Source organism: Mycobacterium ostraviense (assembly GCF_002705925.1).
Lineage (GTDB): Bacteria > Actinomycetota > Actinomycetes > Mycobacteriales > Mycobacteriaceae > Mycobacterium > Mycobacterium ostraviense.
In genome coordinates this window covers 286,432-303,965 of sequence record NZ_NKRE01000001.1, presented here as the reverse complement: position 1 = coordinate 303,965, position 17,534 = coordinate 286,432, and the positions used below count along the sequence as shown (strand labels likewise).

12 protein-coding genes and 2 pseudogenes are annotated in these 17,534 nt (G+C 67.0%); 4 read left to right on the top strand and 10 right to left on the bottom strand.

Annotated features, from left to right (window positions below; translation table 11 throughout):
* Positions 1–29: 29 nt before the first annotated feature.
* From treZ to CDN38_RS01215, 6 genes are all read right to left on the bottom strand, one after another.
* Positions 30–1,754, bottom strand: coding sequence for a malto-oligosyltrehalose trehalohydrolase (treZ, locus tag CDN38_RS01240; protein WP_075511309.1), 1,725 nt, complete (start codon positions 1,752–1,754; stop codon positions 30–32).
* Complete coding sequence (gene treY / locus CDN38_RS01235) at positions 1,747–4,056, bottom strand: malto-oligosyltrehalose synthase (RefSeq protein ID WP_075511310.1); 2,310 nt, start codon at positions 4,054–4,056, stop codon at positions 1,747–1,749. Before treY ends, treZ begins: the two co-directional genes overlap by 8 nt.
* A 3-nt stretch (positions 4,057–4,059) precedes the next feature.
* A complete protein-coding gene (glgX, locus tag CDN38_RS01230; RefSeq protein WP_075511311.1) occupies positions 4,060–6,252 on the bottom strand; it encodes a glycogen debranching protein GlgX in 2,193 nt (730 codons plus the stop codon).
* Positions 6,253–6,341: 89 nt separating this feature from the next.
* On the bottom strand, positions 6,342–8,486 hold the full coding sequence (gene sucT, locus CDN38_RS01225) for an acetyltransferase SucT (RefSeq protein WP_075511312.1): 2,145 nt from the start codon (positions 8,484–8,486) through the stop codon (positions 6,342–6,344).
* 53 nt (positions 8,487–8,539) lie between these two features.
* Positions 8,540–9,259: an NlpC/P60 family peptidoglycan-binding protein RipD gene (gene ripD / locus CDN38_RS01220; protein ID WP_099318745.1), complete on the bottom strand. Its 720-nt coding sequence runs from the start codon at positions 9,257–9,259 to the stop codon at positions 8,540–8,542.
* A 333-nt stretch (positions 9,260–9,592) separates the two neighbouring features.
* Positions 9,593–10,012: a hypothetical protein gene (locus CDN38_RS01215; RefSeq protein ID WP_075511351.1), complete on the bottom strand. Its 420-nt coding sequence runs from the start codon at positions 10,010–10,012 to the stop codon at positions 9,593–9,595.
* An 84-nt stretch (positions 10,013–10,096) separates the two neighbouring features.
* On the opposite strand from CDN38_RS01215, the gene CDN38_RS01210 reads away from it, so the two are divergent.
* From CDN38_RS01210 to CDN38_RS01195, 4 genes are read left to right on the top strand one after another with little or no spacing between them, the layout of a single operon-like run.
* A complete protein-coding gene (locus CDN38_RS01210) occupies positions 10,097–11,404 on the top strand; it encodes an adenosylmethionine--8-amino-7-oxononanoate transaminase (protein WP_075511314.1) in 1,308 nt (435 codons plus the stop codon).
* A gap of 6 nt (positions 11,405–11,410) precedes the next feature.
* On the top strand, positions 11,411–12,571 hold the full coding sequence (locus CDN38_RS01205; RefSeq protein WP_075511315.1) for an 8-amino-7-oxononanoate synthase: 1,161 nt from the start codon (positions 11,411–11,413) through the stop codon (positions 12,569–12,571).
* Positions 12,568–13,242 (top strand): dethiobiotin synthase, encoded by a 675-nt coding sequence (bioD, locus tag CDN38_RS01200; protein WP_075511316.1) that lies wholly within the window; start codon positions 12,568–12,570, stop codon positions 13,240–13,242. The genes CDN38_RS01205 and bioD overlap by 4 nt, the downstream gene beginning before the upstream one ends.
* Complete coding sequence (locus CDN38_RS01195) at positions 13,242–13,751, top strand: 2'-5' RNA ligase family protein (protein WP_075511317.1); 510 nt, start codon at positions 13,242–13,244, stop codon at positions 13,749–13,751. Before bioD ends, CDN38_RS01195 begins: the two co-directional genes overlap by 1 nt.
* Here CDN38_RS01195 and CDN38_RS01190 read toward each other — a convergent pair.
* From CDN38_RS01190 to CDN38_RS31645, 4 genes and pseudogenes are all read right to left on the bottom strand, one after another.
* Positions 13,752–15,099: pseudogene (locus CDN38_RS01190) on the bottom strand (hypothetical protein).
* Positions 15,096–15,456 (bottom strand): annotated as a pseudogene (locus CDN38_RS32080) (hypothetical protein). Before CDN38_RS32080 ends, CDN38_RS01190 begins: the two co-directional pseudogenes overlap by 4 nt.
* A gap of 4 nt (positions 15,457–15,460) precedes the next feature.
* Positions 15,461–17,290 carry a V-type ATP synthase subunit I domain-containing protein gene (locus tag CDN38_RS01180; RefSeq protein ID WP_180276271.1) on the bottom strand — a complete coding sequence of 610 codons (1,830 nt, stop codon included), beginning with the start codon at positions 17,288–17,290 and terminating at the stop codon, positions 15,461–15,463.
* A gap of 103 nt (positions 17,291–17,393) precedes the next feature.
* Complete coding sequence (locus tag CDN38_RS31645) at positions 17,394–17,522, bottom strand: hypothetical protein (RefSeq protein WP_267888285.1); 129 nt, start codon at positions 17,520–17,522, stop codon at positions 17,394–17,396.
* Positions 17,523–17,534: the final 12 nt, after the last annotated feature.

Here is a 17,534-nt window from a genome sequence, read left to right as displayed (position 1 = left end):
ACAGTGCGATTCTGCGCCTGCTCGCGCCGTTATCTGCAGCGGAGAATGGCGACCGAATAGCCTGCCAGCGCGGTGTGATCGGCATCGACTGCCGGCTCACCCCACGCCAGCACCACGTCTCCGGTGACGGGCATCGGCACCGGCTCGGCGCCCAGGTTGCACGCGATGCCGAACTGGCCGCGTCGCATGACAATCCAGGCCTGGTCTTCGTCGTAGTCGACAATCAGGTGCTCCAGCCAGCGATCCATCAGGTCAATCTCGTTGCGCCGCAACGCGATCAGATCGCGATAAAAGCGGTGCAAGCGGGCGTGTTCGCCGGCATGGACCTCATCCCACTTCAGCTTGGAGCGCTGAAACGTCTGCGGGTCCTGGGGGTCGGGGATTTCCTCGGCATCCCAGCCGTGCTCGGCGAATTCGGCCTTGCGGCCTTCGGCGGTGGCCCGGGCCAGCTCCGGTTCGGGATGCGAGCTGAAAAACTGGAACGGGGTCGACGCCGCCCATTCCTCGCCCATGAAAAGCATTGCGGTGTAGGGAGAGGCGAGAACCAATGCGGCTTTGATCGCCAATTGGCCCGCGGTCAGATTGTGCGACGGACGGTCTCCGAGGGCGCGGTTGCCGACCTGGTCATGGGTGCAGGTATAGGCGAGCAGCCGGGTGGCCGGGATGGTCGCGGTATCCAACGGCCGGCCGTGGCGGCGGTGCCGGAACGACGAATAGGTGGCGGCGTGAAAGTAACCGTGCCGCAGGGTGTGTGCCAGCGTGGCCAGCGAGCCGAAATCCGCATAGTACCCCTGGCACTCGCCGGACACCGCGGTGTGGATGGCGTGATGGATGTCGTCGGACCATTGCGCGGTCAGCCCGTAGCCGCCGCGATCACGCGGCGTGATCAGCCGCGGATCGTTGCGATCGCTTTCGGCGATCAGCGACAGCGGCCGCCCCAGCTGCTTTGACAGCCAATCGGTTTCGCTGGCAAGTTCTTCGAGGATATCGATGGCGGTGGTGTCGACCAGCGCGTGCACGGCGTCCAGCCGCAGCCCGTCGGCGTGAAAGTCGCGCATCCAGCGCAGCGCGCACCCGATGATGTAGCGGCGCACCTCGTCGGAGTCGGCGTCGGCGATGTTGATGCCTTCGCCCCAGGGGTTGCTCGCCGACGAGAGGTAGGGACCGAACCGAGGCAGGTAATTCCCCGACGGGCCGAGGTGGTTGAACACCGCGTCGATCAAGACCCCCAGACCGCGTGCGTGGCAGGCGTCGACGAACCGGATCAGCCCGTCGGGGCCGCCGTAGGGTTCGTGCACGCTGTACCACAGCACGCCGTCGTATCCCCAGCCGTGGGTGCCGGCAAAGGAGTTGACCGGCATCAGCTCGACGAAATCGATCCCGAGATCGACCAGATAGTCCAGCTTTTCGATCGCGGAATCGAATGTGCCGGCGCCGGTGAAGGTACCCAGGTGCAGTTCATAGATCACCGTGCCGTCGATCGAACGGCCCGGCCAATCGCCGTCGGTCCAGTTCGCATCGGCCGGGTCCCATAATTGCGAGCGCGCATGCACCCCGTCGGGTTGCCGCGGTGATCGGGGATCGGGCAGCGCGGTGGGGTCGTCGTCGAGCAGATATCCGTAGCGGGCGTGCGGTGGCGCATCCACGTCGGCGTGCCACCACCCGTCGTCCGAACGAGTCATCGCGTGCGCCCGGCCGTCGACGTCAAGGCGTACCAGCTCGGGTCTGGGTGCCCAGACCCGAAATTCAGTCACGGTTGCGCTCCAGCAGGACGACGGGCAGGTCTGCGAACAGTTCGGCGGCCGAGGTCGGTCCGCTTGCCGTGGCGCCGGAAAGCCTGTCGGTCCAGGACCCGTCCGGTAGCGGCACCACGGTGTTACCCCAGCCGGTTTCCTCCAGCCACACGGTCCAGCGGGTCACCGCGACCAGGATGTCCTGGCCTTCCCAGCCGCGACAAAACGCCACCACATGGTCACTGGCGTCGCCGTCGGCCAGCACTGGGACGTAGCCGCCGTGCAGGAAGCTGTCCGGACGGGAGCGCCGTAGCCGAAGTGCGGTGGCGACGACCCGAATTTTAGGGTGTGCCAACGCTTTCAGTGCGGCGCGGCGGGCGGCGTAATCGACGGGTCGACGGTTGTCCGGGTCGACCAGGCTGTCGTCCCACAGCTCGGTGCCCTGGTAGATGTCGGGTATCCCGGGTACGGTCAGCGCGAGCAGCTTCTGACCCAGCGCGTCGCTTGCCGCGTGCGGGTGCAGCTGAGCCACCAGCCCGGTCAGTTGCTGTGCCACCGGACCGTCGAGCACGGTATCGAGCCAGCGGTGTGTCGCGTCCTCGAAATCGGTGTTCGGGTCGTTCCACGAGGTATGCCAGGCCGCTTCCCGAATGGCCTTCTCGGCGTAGTGGTGCAGCCGGTTGCGAAGCTCGCCGGTCACCTCGCCGTTGACTGGCCACACCCCGAAGATGTTCTGCCACAAGAATTGTCCCGTCGCCGGGTCGGGGGATGGGGCCTGGATCTCCCAGCGGGCGACGAACTCGGCCCACAGCGACGGAACCTGCGAGAGCACGCCGATCCGGGCGCGCACGTCCTCACCGCGTTTGGTGTCGTGGGTGGTCAGCGTCGTCATCGTGCGCGGCCACATCCGCGCGCGGGTGGCGGCGCGGTGATGAAACTCCGCTGCCCCCACCCCGAATCGGTGCGGTTCGCCGCCCACCTCGTTGAGTGAAACCAGCCGGGAGTCGCGGTAGAAGTAGCAGTCCTCGACCGACTTGGCGGTCACCGCGCCGCAGAGTTGCTGCAGCCGGGTGGCCGGTTCGCCGCCACGGGCCAGTGCCGCGGCGACGATCTGCAGTGCGGGCCCCAATTCCGGTGCCGCCGCCTGGGTTTCGGCCAAGGCGGTGGCCATTACTGGGGCCAGGCCCGGGTAGTCGCAGCGGTAGACATCGATATGGGTGAGCAGCGCGGCCACCGCGTCGGGCAGCAACGGATCATCGGCGCAAGTCGCGGCCACGATGGCGCGGCGCAGCCTGCGCAACTCGCTTGCCAGGGTGGCGGTGGCCGAACGGATCTTCAACGCGGCCAACATTTCCCGCATCACCTGATAGTTCACTCCCGCGGACTCGACCAAGGCGGTGAGCTCCGCGGCTCCGCTGGGATCGACGAAGAGTCCGCCGATGTCCCGCAATACGTCGTAGCCGGTGGTGCCCGCCACAGGCAGCGTGGGCTCCAGTGCCTCGTCGACGGCCAGGATCTTTTCGATCACGATCCAGGCGTCCGGACCGAGCAGTTCGCGCAACCACGCGAGATATCCGGATGGATCCGACAAGCCGTCGGGATGGTCGATGCGCACGCCGTCGACGAGTCCCTCGGCAAGCCAGTGGGCGACTTCGGCGTGGGTGGCGTCGAACACCGCCCGGTCCTCCTGCCGCAGCCCGGCCAGCGAGGTGATCGAGAAGAACCGGCGATAGCCGCATCGCCCGGTGCGCCAGCCCACCAGCCGGTAGTGCTGGCGGTCGTGCACCTCCGGGCCGGTGCCCGCCGCGGTGCCGGGAGCGATGGGCAGCGCCAGATCGCCCAACCGCAGCAGGTCGCCGTCGACTTTCAGGTCGGCGACGTCGTCGTCGGAGCCCAGAACCGGCAACACGATTCGGCCGTCCTCGTCGAGATTCCAGTCGATGTCGAAGTAGCTGGCGTAGGCCGACGAACGACCGTACCGCAAGACGTCCCACCACCAGGCATTCTGCTCGGGCTGGTCGATGCCCACATGGTTGGGCACGATGTCGACGACCAGACCGATGCCGCGGGCCCGGGCCGCCTCGGATAACCTGGCCAGCCCGTCTGCACCGCCAAGCTCTGGGGACACCGCGGTCGGGTCGGTGACGTCGTAGCCGTGGCTGGACCCCGCGGCCGCGGTCATGATCGGGGACAGGTACAGATGCGATACCCCGAGGTCGTCGAAGTAGTCCAGCAGGTTTTCGGCGTCGGCGAAGGTGAACGCGAACCCGCTCGAGGCACCGCGTAGTTGCAGCCGGTAGCTGGACAGGATGGGCAAAGGCATGCGTCACAACGTCTTACGAAGCACCAGCAGCGAACGGGCGGGCAGCGAGATCTGCTCTCCGGCGTTGACGACCTGGTTGCCTACCTCTTTGAGGCCGGCCGGGTCGTCGGTGTCGAGCTCCACGGTCCACTCCTGCGCGTAACCGCCGTGGGGCATAACGAACTCCACCGGTTCGTCGTGAGCGTTGAAGCACAACAGGAATGAATCGTCGACGACGCGCTCACCTCGGGCGTTGGGCGCGGTGATCGCGTCGCCGTTGAGAAACACCGCCACACACTGGTGGAAACTCTTGCCCCAGTCCTCGTGTGTCATTTCCTGGCCGTCCGGCGTCAGCCAGGCGATATCGCGCACCTCGGCGCCGCTTCGGATCGGTTCTCCTTCGAAGAACCGGCGCCGGCGAAATACCGGGTGGTTCTTGCGCAACGTGGTCACCTTGCGCGCGAAGGTCAGCAGGTCCGAGTTCTTGTCCACCAAAGTCCAGTCCATCCATGACAATTCGGAGTCCTGGCAGTAGACGTTGTTGTTACCGTCCTGGGTGCGCCCGATCTCGTCGCCGTGCAGGATCATCGGTGTGCCCTGGCTGAGCATCAGGGTGGCCCAGAAGTTACGCATCTGGCGGCGGCGCAGTGCCGTGATGTCGGGGTCGTCGGTGGGTCCCTCGACGCCGCAGTTCCACGACCGGTTGTGGCTTTCTCCGTCGCGATTGGCCTCGCCGTTGGCCTCGTTGTGCTTTTCGTTGTAGGACACCAGGTCGTTGAGGGTGAAGCCGTCATGGGCGGTGACGAAGTTGATGCTGGCGCTGGGGCGGCGGCCGGTCGCCTCGTAAAGGTCCGACGACCCGGTCAGCCGGGAGGCGAACTCGCCCAGGGTTGCGGGCTCGCCCCGCCAATAATCGCGCACAGTATCCCGATACTTCCCGTTCCACTCCGTCCACAAACCGGGAAAATTGCCGACCTGGTAGCCGCCCTCACCGACGTCCCAGGGCTCGGCGATCAACTTGACCTGGCTGACCACCGGATCCTGCTGTACCAGATCGAAGAATGCGCTCAACCGGTCCACGTCGTGCAGCTCTCGGGCCAGGGTCGCGGCCAGGTCGAAGCGGAATCCGTCGACATGCATCTCGAGCACCCAGTAGCGCAGCGAGTCCATGATCAGCTGCAGCACGTGTGGGTGGCGGGCGTTGAGGCTGTTACCGGTGCCGGTGTAGTCCTTGTACAGCCGCAGGTCCGTGTCGACGAGCCGGTAGTACGCGGCGTTGTCGATGCCGCGGAAGTTGATGGTCGGACCCAGGTGGTTGCCTTCGGCGGTGTGGTTGTACACCACGTCCAGGATCACCTCGATGTCGGCGTCGTGCAGGCTGCGCACCATCGATTTGAACTCGGCCACCGCGCCGCCGGGTTGCCGGTTCGACGCATATTGGTGATGGGGGGCGAAAAAGCCAAACGTGTTGTAGCCCCAGTAGTTTCGCAACCCTAAGTCGAGTAGCCGGGAGTCGTGCAGGAACTGGTGCACCGGCATCAGTTCCAGCGCGGTGACGTTCAGCGACTTGAGGTGGTCGATGATCACCGGGTGGGCCAGGCCCGCGTAGCTGCCCCGTAGTTGCTCGGGGATGCCGGGGTGAGTTTGCGTCATCCCCTTGACATGCGCCTCGTAGATGACCGTCTCGTGGTACGGCGTCACGGGTGCCCGGTCGTACCCCCAGTCGAAGAACGGGTTGATCACCACGCTGGTCATCGTGGAGCCCAGGGAATCAACCATGGGGGGGATGCCCGGGTCGGCCGAATCGCCTTCTGGATCCACCGCGCTCATGTCGTAGGAGAACAGCGCCTGCCCGAAGGTGAAGTCGCCGTCGAAGGCTTTTCCGTACGGGTCGAGTAGCAGCTTGCTGGGATCACAACGATGGCCCGCCGAGGGGTCGAAGGGCCCGTGGACCCGAAACCCATAGCGCTGGCCCGGGATGATGTTCGGCAGATAGGCGTGCCAGACGTATCCGTCGACCTCGTCCAGGGAGATCCGCGTTTCGCTACAGTCGTCGGCGATCAGGCACAGTTCGACTCCTTCGGCGATTTCGGAGAACACCGAAAAGTTGGTGCCGGCACCGTCATAGGTGGCTCCCAGCGGATACGGGGTGCCCGGCCACACGGTACGCAGCGGGGGCCCGGCCCCGCCTGAGCGTTCGGTGTTGTTCGGCGACATGGCTTGACCTTAGCCGCGTTCGGTGTGGCGCCGTTTGGTGATTCGCGCTCGTGTCCGGCTGTTTCGCGCCGCATCGGGACGGCGCCCGATCACCACCAGCCGCTGATCGCCGCGATCTGTCGCCCCAGCTCGGGTGCCATGGTTCGCATGTACGTCGGGGTCAGGTGGTGAGAGTCGCGGTAGATCAGCACATTGCCCTCCACCGCGCGGCAGAAATCCTGCCGGCATATCGCATCCGACATGTCAACGGGCTTCAGCAGCGGAAACTGCGCCACGAAATCCAGGGTGGAGTTGTAGTCGGAGAGCACGTCGGACCGCTTGATCCCGCAGGATTGCCCATTGCCTCCCTTGGCCAGGCAGTCCGCCGGTTTGAACGGTTGGCCGTCCTTGACCATCCACGGGGTGTCCCGAACGGCGAGGATGCGAATGTTGTTGTCCGACAATGTTTGCCAGATCCCGATGTAGGTGGCCGGCATCACGTCGCCGGGCTTGATGTTCCACGGCCGGGTAGCCGTGGTGAACACGTAATCGGGACGATCGGCGACGAGCTTTTCCATGGTCGCCTGCACCCACTCCCGACACTGTGGGTACGCGGCGTTGTTGCCCATGATCAACGGGACTTCCTCGGTGGACAGCGGGCAGCCCATCTTGAGGTACGTCATCACTTTGAAGTGGTGCAGCCGCCCCAGCAGGTCCAGCGCCGGCAGCCAGTGTTCGGCATGCGACCCGCCGGCCAGCGCGATGGTTCGGGGCGCGTCCCCGTCGCCGTAGGTGCAGTTGACCAGAGCCGGATTGACGAAGTCGCTGATGCACCCGTCCCGGGTGGACGCCGGCAGGTCCTCTTTGACTTCCAGGACGGTAGGACGCATCCGCAGGGTGGGCACCCGGGCATGGTTGGTCAGGGCTCGGGCGCCGGGATAGTCGTTGGCGCTGAGTCCGCTGAGCTCCTTGCCGGAGGCGCGGGCGACGATGACATGCTCACGCCAGCTGAACGACGTCGCGGTCAACGTGACGCCCAGCAGCACCACCATCGATCCCAGCGCGATGGTCGGCCGGCGCAAGCGCAGCTGCCAGGGCATCGCGGCGGGAGTTGCCTGCGCGGTGGCGGCGGACGCCCGGTACCGCAGCGGGTCCTCGACGTGGCGAAGCGTCAGGTAGGCCAGTAAACCCGAGACCAGCAGCACCGCGGTGCCCTCGAGGAAGTTCGCGTGCCGGTGGCCGGTGTAGGAGAGCCAGAAGATGAGCAGCGGCCAATGCCACAGATACAGCGAGTAGGCCATTGCGCCCAACGTCACCAGCGGCCCGATGGCCAGCACCCGATTCGGCAGGGGCAGTCGATGGCTGGTACTGGGAAGGGCTTGCCGGTTAGCTCCGGCCATGATCATCAGCATCGCTGCGCCGACGGGCACCAGCGCCCAGGGGCCGGGGAACTCCTTGACGCCGTCGATCAGGGCGCCGCACGACAAGATCGCCGCCAACGCGGCAGTGGCGGTGACGGTGCGCAGCCACATCGGCCAGCGGATGTAGGGCACCGACGCACCAACGAGCACCCCCAGGAGCAGCTCCCACGCCCGCGCGAAGCTGTCGTAATACGCGTTGGCCTGGTTGGCCTGGTGGGCGGCAATCGCGTAGCCGAACGACGCGACCGTGAGCGCGCTGAGCAGCACGACGAACAGCGTTCGCAGGCGGGCGCCCAGCGGACGCCTGAATACATACGCACACCCGGCAACCAGGAACAGGAATGCCAGATAGAACTGGCCCTGCACCGACATAGACCAGATGTGCTGCAGCGGGCTGACGGCTTCGCCGGCGCGCAGGTAGTCCGACTGCGAGTTGGCCAGTTCCCAGTTCTGGTAGTAGCCCAGGCTGGCCAGGCTCTGGTTGGCGAACGTCTCCCAGCGGGTCTGCGGTTGCACCAACACGGTGAGCAACGCGCAGCCGGCAAGGACCACGACCAGCGCCGGAACCAGGCGGCGGACCAGCCTGAACACCTCGGTTGTCGGCGAGAGCTTCACCGCTGGATCAAGGGCCGCCCGCAGTACCTTCCCGCCGAAGAAGAAGCCGGACAACGCCAGGAACACGTCCACGCCGCCGGAGACCCGGCCGAACCACACGTGGAATACGGCGACCAGCGCAATCGCGATACCCCGCAAGCCGTCGAGATCATGCCGATAAAAGCCCGCCGCCCGCGACCCCATCGCGGTCGGTGTAGGAGGCGGTGCCAGGGTCTGCATGATCGACCGCTAATTTACCGAAACCCACCACCGGCCCCACGTTGAGCAGAAGGTTACCGGGGGGTACCGGTGGGTACAGGCTGCGCCGGGGCCGGCTGCGCGGGCGCTAGCTGTGCCGGCAGGTGCTGCAGCGGTGCCTGCTGTGCCGGCAACTGCTGCAGTGGTGCCTGGGTTGCGGGCGCCTGCTGCAGCGGTGTCTGTGGCGGCGGTGTCTGCTGTACCGGCGCCTGCGGCAATGGTGTTTGCGGCGGCAGTTGCTGCCCCGGCGCGGTCTGGGTACCGAGAATCCGGACCAGGTAGGGAGTCATGCCGCTGCTTCGCACCGGCGACACCTGAACGACGTCGCCGACCTCCAGCATCTGGCCGTTGCCGAGATACATCGCGACACTTTGGGTGCCTTCCGGGCCGTAGAAGATCAGGTCGCCCTTGCGTGCCTGCTGCGGCAGGATCTTCTGGCCCACTTTGTACATCTCGCCGGAGGAACGCGGGAGCTTGATCCCGGCACCGGCGTAGGCGTATTGGATCAGCCCCGACGCGTCGAACCCGACGGTGTAGATGCCGGAACCCTTGCCGCGAGTGGGGCCGGTGACACCGCCGCCGGCCCACGAGAACGGCACCCCGCGTTGCGAGAGACCGCGGGCGATGACGACGTCGGTGGCCTGCTGATAATCGGTCGACCTCAGGCCGGGGTCGGCGGCCGCGAGGCCCGGGACGGCCGGCATCGGGCTGACCATCATCGCCAGACCGATGGCGAAGGCGTAGATGCGTTTCATGGGGATCCAACCTCCTGGACCCTGCCGGGCCCTTCTTGCGTCAGCGCGGTGACTTCGCGCCTCAGCCGCCGTTGCATGACTCACGCGGTGGCCGCTACATCGAGACCTGCCGGCGCTGCATGCACTCGGAAGCGTGAATCATCTGGCCGAAACCACGTAATTCACACCAGTCACTACAGTCACTTTGACAACAGAATCGGACAACCGCCAGACCCGGCCGGGATTTTTTGTCTTAACGTGACCGGACGGTGACTGGGCTGGTCCAATCTTGTGCGGGCCGTTGTGATTTCGGTCTCACCGACGTTGCCGCCGGTGATCAACCAGATGCGGCGATCAGTGCCAATATCGTTCGCTGAAGCCGGCCAGCGCATACCCGAGCACGGACGTGACGGTCATGACGCCGACTGCGATGATCGGCCAGAAGGACATGTACCAGCCCTTCACCATGGACACGAACGGGCCGATGACCGCCGCGGCTATGGCGGCGCCGATGCCGCCCCACATCAGCGGATAGATGTAATAGTTGGCGCCGTAGGGGACCGGAGGGCAATCTTCGGAGAGGCACACGTTGTCGGTGAAAGCGAAGAGCCGCGACGGCCAACTGGTTGCGGTCACCAGATAAAGCAGCAACCCCAATACCACAACCGTGCTGATCACATCCCACGGGACGATCCGCAGCTTGAGCACCCGCGGAGCCTGGGGGTCGGCGGTACTGGAGCCGGGACGGTCTTCGGGACGATTCGGCGCAGCCATGCCATGCATGCTCCCGGATGGCCGAGGTTTCCGCGACCCGCGACCGCGGTGGGCGGCGGGGCGTCTGCATTACTCTCGGTCTCCATGGCAGCCGCGGTAACGCCCGGGTTGACGCCCGAGCAGATCAGCGCGATCGACGCCGCCCACCTCTGGCACCCCTACAGCACCATCGGCGCCGAGGCGCTGCCGCCCATCGTGGCGGTCGCCGCGCACGGCGCCTGGCTCACGTTGATCCGCGACGGCCACCCGATCCGGGTCCTCGACGCGATGAGTTCGTGGTGGACCTCCATCCACGGTCACGGCCATCCCGTTCTGGATGCGGCCTTGACCACTCAGCTGGCCACGATGAACCATGTGATGTTCGGCGGCCTGACCCACGAGCCGGCGGCCCGGCTGGCCCGGCTGCTGGTCGAGCTCACCCCGTCCGGTCTGGACACGGTGTTCTTCAGCGACTCCGGCTCGGTGGCGGTGGAGGTCGCGGTGAAGATGGCGCTGCAGTACTGGCGCAGCCGCGGCCGGCCCGGCAAGCACCGGCTGATGACCTGGCGGGGCGGTTATCACGGCGACACGTTCACGCCGATGAGCATTTGCGACCCCGACGGCGGCATGCATTCGCTGTGGACCGACATCTTGGCCCGGCAGGTGTTCGCTCCGCAGGTGCCGCGGGACTACGACCCCGGCTACGGCGCGGCGTTCGAGGTGCAGCTGGCCCAGCATGCCGGCGAGCTGGCCGCCGTGGTCGTGGAGCCGGTCGTGCAGGGCGCGGGCGGAATGCGCTTCCACGACCCGCGTTACTTGTGCGACGTGCGCGACATCTGCCGTCGCCACGAGGTGTTGTTGATCTTCGACGAGATCGCCACCGGATTCGGCCGCACCGGCGAACTGTTCGCCGCCGACCATGCCGGGGTGAGCCCGGACATCATGTGCGTGGGCAAGGCGCTCACCGGCGGATATCTCAGCTTGGCCGCCACCTTGTGTACCACCGGCATTGCGTACACCATCAGCGCCGGTGCGGCCGGTGCGCTGATGCACGGGCCCACTTTCATGGCCAATCCGCTGGCCTGTGCGGTGTCGGTGGCCAGCCTCGAGGTGCTGCTGGAACAGGACTGGCGTTCGCGGATCGCCGAGATAGCGGCCGGACTGACCGCAGGGCTGGAGCCCGCCCGAGCATTGCCCGCGGTCACTGATGTACGGGTGTGTGGCGCCATCGGCGTCATCGAATGCGACCGGCCGGTCGATCTGACTGTCGCCACCCCGGTGGCGCTGGACCATGGTGTCTGGCTACGCCCGTTCCGCAACCTGGTCTATGCGATGCCGCCCTACATTTGTCCGCCCGCCGAGATCGCGCAGATCACCTCCGCGATGGTCGAGGTCGCGCGACTCGTAGTCTGAACGCCTATGAACGTCTCCCCGCGGGCACCGATCGAGACGTCACCGCTGGCGTGGCTCGACGAGGTCGAGCGGCAGCGCCGCGCGGCCGGGTTGCGGCGCTCGCTGCGGCCGCGTCCCGCCGTTGCCACCGAACTGGACTTGGCATCCAACGACTACCTCGGCCTGTCCCAACATCCCCATGTCATCGACGGCGGTGTCCAGGCGCTGCGAGTGTGGGGTGCCGGTGCCACCGGTTCCCGCCTGGTCACCGGCGACACCGAGCTGCACCAGGAGTTCGAAGCCGAGCTCGCCGAATACGTCGGCGCCTCGTCAGGGTTGTTGTTCTCCTCGGGCTACACCGCCAACCTGGGGGCTGTTGTCAGCTTGACCGGTGCCGGTTCGCTGTTGGTGTCCGACGCCTACTCGCACGCGTCCCTGGTGGATGCCTGCCGGCTTTCGCGGGCCCGCGTGGTCGTCACCCCGCACCGCGACCTTGATGCGGTGCAGGCGGCACTGGGATCGCGCTCCGAACGGCGCGCCGTCGTCGTCACCGACTCGGTGTTCAGCGCCGACGGCACCCTGGCGCCCATCCGCGAGCTACACGAGGTGTGCCGTCGGCACCGGGCGTTGCTCGTCGTCGACGAGGCGCATGGTCTGGGGGTGCGCGGCGGCGGGCGTGGGCTGGTGCACGAAGTCGGGCTGGCGGGTGCGCCTGATGTGGTGATGACGACGACGTTGTCCAAGGCGCTGGGCAGCCAGGGCGGCGTGGTTCTGGGGCCGGCGGCAGTGCGTGCTCATCTGATCGACGCGGCCCGGCCGTTCATCTTCGACACCGGTCTGGCGCCGGCGGCGGTGGGCGCAGCGGGTGCCGCGCTGCGAGTGCTGAAGGCCGAGCCGTGGCGCCCAGGCGCCGTCCTCGCACATGCCCGCCGCCTTGCCGGGATCTGCGGTGTGCCGTCACCGCCGGAGTCGGCGGTGGTGTCCGTGGTGCTGGGTGATCCGGAGGTGGCGGTGGCCACCGCGGCGGCCTGCCTGGACGCCGGCGTCAAGGTTGGCTGTTTCCGCCCGCCGACGGTGCCCGACGGGACGTCGCGGTTGCGGCTGACGGCGCGCGCCTCGCTGAGTGCCGACGAGCTGGAGTTGGCTCGGCGGGTCTTGACCGACGCTCTGGCTGTGGCGCGCGGTTGACCGTAGTGCTCGTCACCGGGACCGGCACCGGCGTCGGTAAGACCATCGCCAGTGCGGCGCTGGCGTCACATGCGCGCCAGGCCGGCATCGACGTAGCGGTGTGTAAGCCGGTGCAGACCGGCACCGGCGCCGGCGACGACGACCTGGCCGAGGTGGGCCGGCTGTCGGGGGTGACCGAGCTGGCCGGGTTGGCGCGCTACCCGCTGCCCATGGCGCCGGTGGCGGCGGCGGCGCAGGCCGGGATGGCATTGCCCACGCGCGATGAGGTGTTGCAGCTCATCAGGGGTCTGGACCTCCCGGGCCGGCTGACTCTCGTCGAGGGCGCGGGCGGGTTGCTCGTCGAACTCGCCGACGGCGGCGTCACACTGCGGGATCTCGCCGTCGCCCTGCGGGCCGCGGTGCTGGTGGTGGTCGGTGCCGGACTGGGTACCCTCAACCACACTGCGCTTACCCTGGAAGCGCTTGCCGCCCAAGGGGTTTCCTGTGCCGGACTGGTGATCGGCAGCTGGCCGGCCCACCCCGGCTTGGTCGAGACCTCCAATCGGTCAGCGCTGGCCCGGATGGCTCCGGTGCGGGCAGTACTTCCAGCGGGCGCCGGGGTGGCCGAAGACTTCGCGGCCATCAGCGCGGCCACGTTCGACCCCGAGTGGGTGAGAACGCTGGTCGCCTGATGGTTCACTCGATCGAGCTGGTCTTCGACCCAGACACCGAGGCGGCGATCCGCCGTATCTGGGCCGAGCTGGCGGCCGCCGGTATCCCCAGCCAGGCGCCGGCCAGCCGGCCGCACGTGACGTTGGCCGTCGCCGACCACATCGACTCCGATGTCGACGCGTTGTTGCGCCCGGTTGCCGCCAAACTGCCATTGAACTGTGCGATCGGCGCTCCGGTGCTCTTCGGCCGCGCGAACGTGGTGTTCACTCGCCTGGTGGTGCCGACGAGCGAGCTGCTGGCACTGCATGCCGAGGTGCACCGGGTCTGCCTGCCGCATACGGCGCCGGCGCCGATGTCCAATAGCCTGCCCGGTCACTGGACCGCGCACGTCACGCTGGCCCGCCGCGTCGGTGGCGGCCAGCTGGGACGAGCGCTGCGCATCGCGGGACGCCCGGCGCAGCTCAACGGCAGTTTCGCCGGCTTGCGCCGCTGGGAGGGCAACAAACGGCTCGAGCACCCGATCTGCTGACTATCCGCCGAACAGCAGATACAAGCCGGCGAACGTGTAACCGACCATGACCAGCATCATGGTGAGTTGCCCGGTGAGCTGATGGCCGGCCGGCAGCAGCCGCAGGGCCTTGTCGTGTGCCGCGACCACCGCCACGATGTGCCGGTGACCACGCACCCGACCTTGATCGTGGCCAGCACCGGTGGGTGCATGGACAACACTTACGCGACCTTCAGGTGCGCCAGCCCCAGCAGGTTAGACCGTTGCCCGAACGGATCGGCAAGTGCGATGACGGCCTGCTGTCCACGCTCCACCAGGTAAGTCAGATAGTGCGCGAAGATGTAACCCACCACGATCGGGATCAGCGACTGCGCCATCTGGCCGGGCAGCGCCCGGCGCCGTTCGGACTCAACCCCGCCGGTCGCCCGCGCCGCGAACGAAAATGTCAGTGCCACAACCGAAATGAACACGATCAGCCCGGCGGTCCGCAGCGCCGACGAGGTCACCGCCGCCGGGATACCGTGGCTGGCCTGGGACACCCGATCGGAGAAATTGCGCCAGGTCGGCGACGACGAGTAGCTGTCGAACGCCGTCGACCCGAGCAGCACCGCCAACATCGCGACGACCCCCGGGGCGCACCGGCAGCGACGGCAGATGGTCGAAAGGATTGCCCACGACGATTCGCCCTGAGGACGGACTCCTGCGAAACGGCGACAGCCGCGATACCGCGATGCTGTACCCGCCGAACGGGTCCGCCCGCGCCAACCAGCGCTGACCGTACAGCCAGGCCCCGCCCAGCAACACCACGGCGTAGACCAGCAGCCACGTCCGCACCGCGGTCAGCCATGCGGACTCGGGGCTGGCCAATTCCATCCAGAGGAAAGCGAACAGGCCCGCCGCCGCCGGCCGGTACCCCTAGGCGTCGGGATAGGGCAATCGCGGCCGGCCCATGCGCTCCGGAATGCAGCGCCGCAGCAGCAGATACACCGTCCGTACCGGTGAGACCACTCGCCACACCGGGCCGAACACCAGCGACGCCGCAACCAACCCGACCCACAGCAGCACGTAGAACGCTCCCAGCAGGCCGTGGCCGGACCCATATCCCGGCCAGCACCGCCCATGCCAACCCCAGCCCGGCAGCCGTCCACCGGGTGACGCGGGAATCAACCAGTGTGGTCAGCGCCCTGGGCAACGGGTGTCCGGGTTTTGCCGGGTCGAACCGCGGCTGCCGCCTCGCCGACGCGACGAGGGCAAACGTGAACGTCAACCCCCGGGCCGCCCCGACCATCGCATAGGCGTAAGGCACCGGCAGATCGCTCGACCCGCCGAGGCCGTGCGCCAGCACTGCCCTGCTGCCGGCGCCGGTCACGGCTGAACGTGAATCGTGGCGATGGTGCGCTTGAGGTGATGCAATTCGACGTCGACAGTGCCCAGCACATCCACGCTGAATTGAAATGTCTGGTTCGGTGCGGCGGCGACCTGGAACTTGTGATCGGGCACCGAGTGCACGTGCAGCTCATCGGTGGCGTCACTGGTGACGCGCAGGGTGATCAGCTCCTTGACCTTGGACTTGCAGGGTGGCATTCGACGGCGTCACCTGGTCGTTGGCGATGGTGACGTTGACCGCCAAGCCGGCGGTGGGGGGCGGACTGGGTGAGGCGCCACAGGCCAGCAAACCCCAGATCAGCAGTGCCACCCAGATGGTGCTGCCAATACGACGAATCATCGGGTTACGCCCCTCTCGGGAGGGGCTGTTTCACCTCTTCCGACTCTTTGGGCGCGGTCTCGGCGGCATTGATCCGCCCGGCACCCCAGGTCAGGGCCGCGATCACCATCAGCGTGAAGATCAGCACCACCACCGACCCCGTGGTGAACAACCACAACGGCGTGTTCTGGTCGCGTTCGCGCTGCAGGATGGTGATTTCCTGGACGAACGGCCGGGTGCTGGATGCCAGGGCCGGTACCTCGGCCGCCGGAATCGCCTCATCGGCCGGCTCGTAAATCGGCACGGCGGTCATCGTGTAACCGTCTTGAACCCTCAGCAGGGTCTTCCACGAGCCCCAGACGGGAATCGGTTGGGTGGACCGATAGTGTCCCGGGCCGACTCGATCGAGTCGGTCGATCACCAGACCTTGGTGGTTTTGCATTCCGCCCTGCCAGGACAGGATGGTGACCCATTCCGGATTACCGCGCACGAGGTCGGGTGGATTGAGCTGCACATCGGCCGACACCATACGCTTGCCCGGGTCGCTGGGCCGGTCGGTCAATGTGATGGTCGCGGTCGCCTGTTGAGGCACGACGATGTGCAGTCCGTTGGCCACTGCGCCGCCGATCGCCAACACCGTCACCACCACGACGGCGATCCCGATACCGCGACGCGGCAGGCGTTGGCCGGTGAGCACCATGCCGGTCATCGCCCCGCAAAGCCCGGCCAGCACCGCCACCGGCACCGCCATCGCCAGCGCTTCGCCCCACATGCTCACCGGCCACGGGTAGTGATAGACCGCCCCGATCCACAGGGACTCCAGCCAGAGCCCGACGGTGCCGACGCCCAGACCCGCGACAGCGCCAAAGGCGATCGGGCGCTTGAACACCGGCGTCAAGGCCAGCAATTCGACGACCACCGCGGGACCCAGATACAGCGGGAACCAGTTCGTCGGAGCCCCCAAAACGGGTCCCACCAGCAGGGCAACAGCCCCGCGCAACGCGATCGCAAACAACGCGGCCACGATCGCGGCCCCACGGCCCAAAGTTATGCGAGCCACCACCAGCCCCAGTGCCGCGGCGCCGGCGATCATCATCGGCTGCAGCACCAGCCGGAACTGCTCCACACCGAAGTCGTATTCGATCTGGTAGACGGACAAGCCGATCAGCAATCCGCCGCAGGACAGATAGCGCAAGAATTTCACGAATCGGCGTTCGGTACCCCCTTCGGCCATGGTCCGGCCGCCTTCGTACTCCAGCATCAGCACCGCGAACAGGGAAAATCCGGCGCCGCCGATCATCATCAAGTGGGTCGGGCCCCACAGCGTGACGTCTTGGCCGAAGATGCGGTGCCAGATATCGTCGAGCGGAAAGCCGATCATCGCGTAGTGTCCGCAGCCGGCCATCAGCACACCGCCGACCGGAGCATGCCAGTTGCGGGTGATGCGCACTGGCGCGGGGCCCGCCGTGTCGAAGGGCAGCGCCACCGCGATCATGCCGGCCAGGAACACGCCGAACAGGCCGATGATGATGAAGTAGTGGGCCGGGTTTGCCAGCGGACCGGGATCGCGGCCGTTGCCGATGTGCCAGCTGACGTCCCAGATGAAGCCGAACAGCGCGCAGATGATCGACGTGGTGAACACCAGTACCGGCAGCGCCACCCAGGAGGGGCGTTTGAATTTGACTCCCATCCAGTCGGCGAACCGGGCGAGCCAGCCGATCCGGTGGCTGCGGTGCGCATACCCGATCCACAGCATCACCACGCTGATCACCATCGCGGCGATCGAGAGCCCGATCACTTGATTCAAGTCGGCGCCGCGCGCCGGCGGGGCCTCCGCAACAACCGTCAAATCCATCGCCATCGCCTTCACGCCGGGGCCCGCGGGATCTCATCGGCGAGCCGCTGACACTTTCCGCATCCCGAATGCCCAGATGAAGCGCTCGTCAATCCTGTTTTCGTCAGCCGCGCCGGTCTCGCATGGCGACGTAGAGCACCACACCGACGACGATGACCGCGGGCAAAAACGCCGGCAGCGCCAGCAACAAAGCATGATGGGCCACGTACTCGACGTGCAGGTCACTGGTCATGGGGTTCACGGT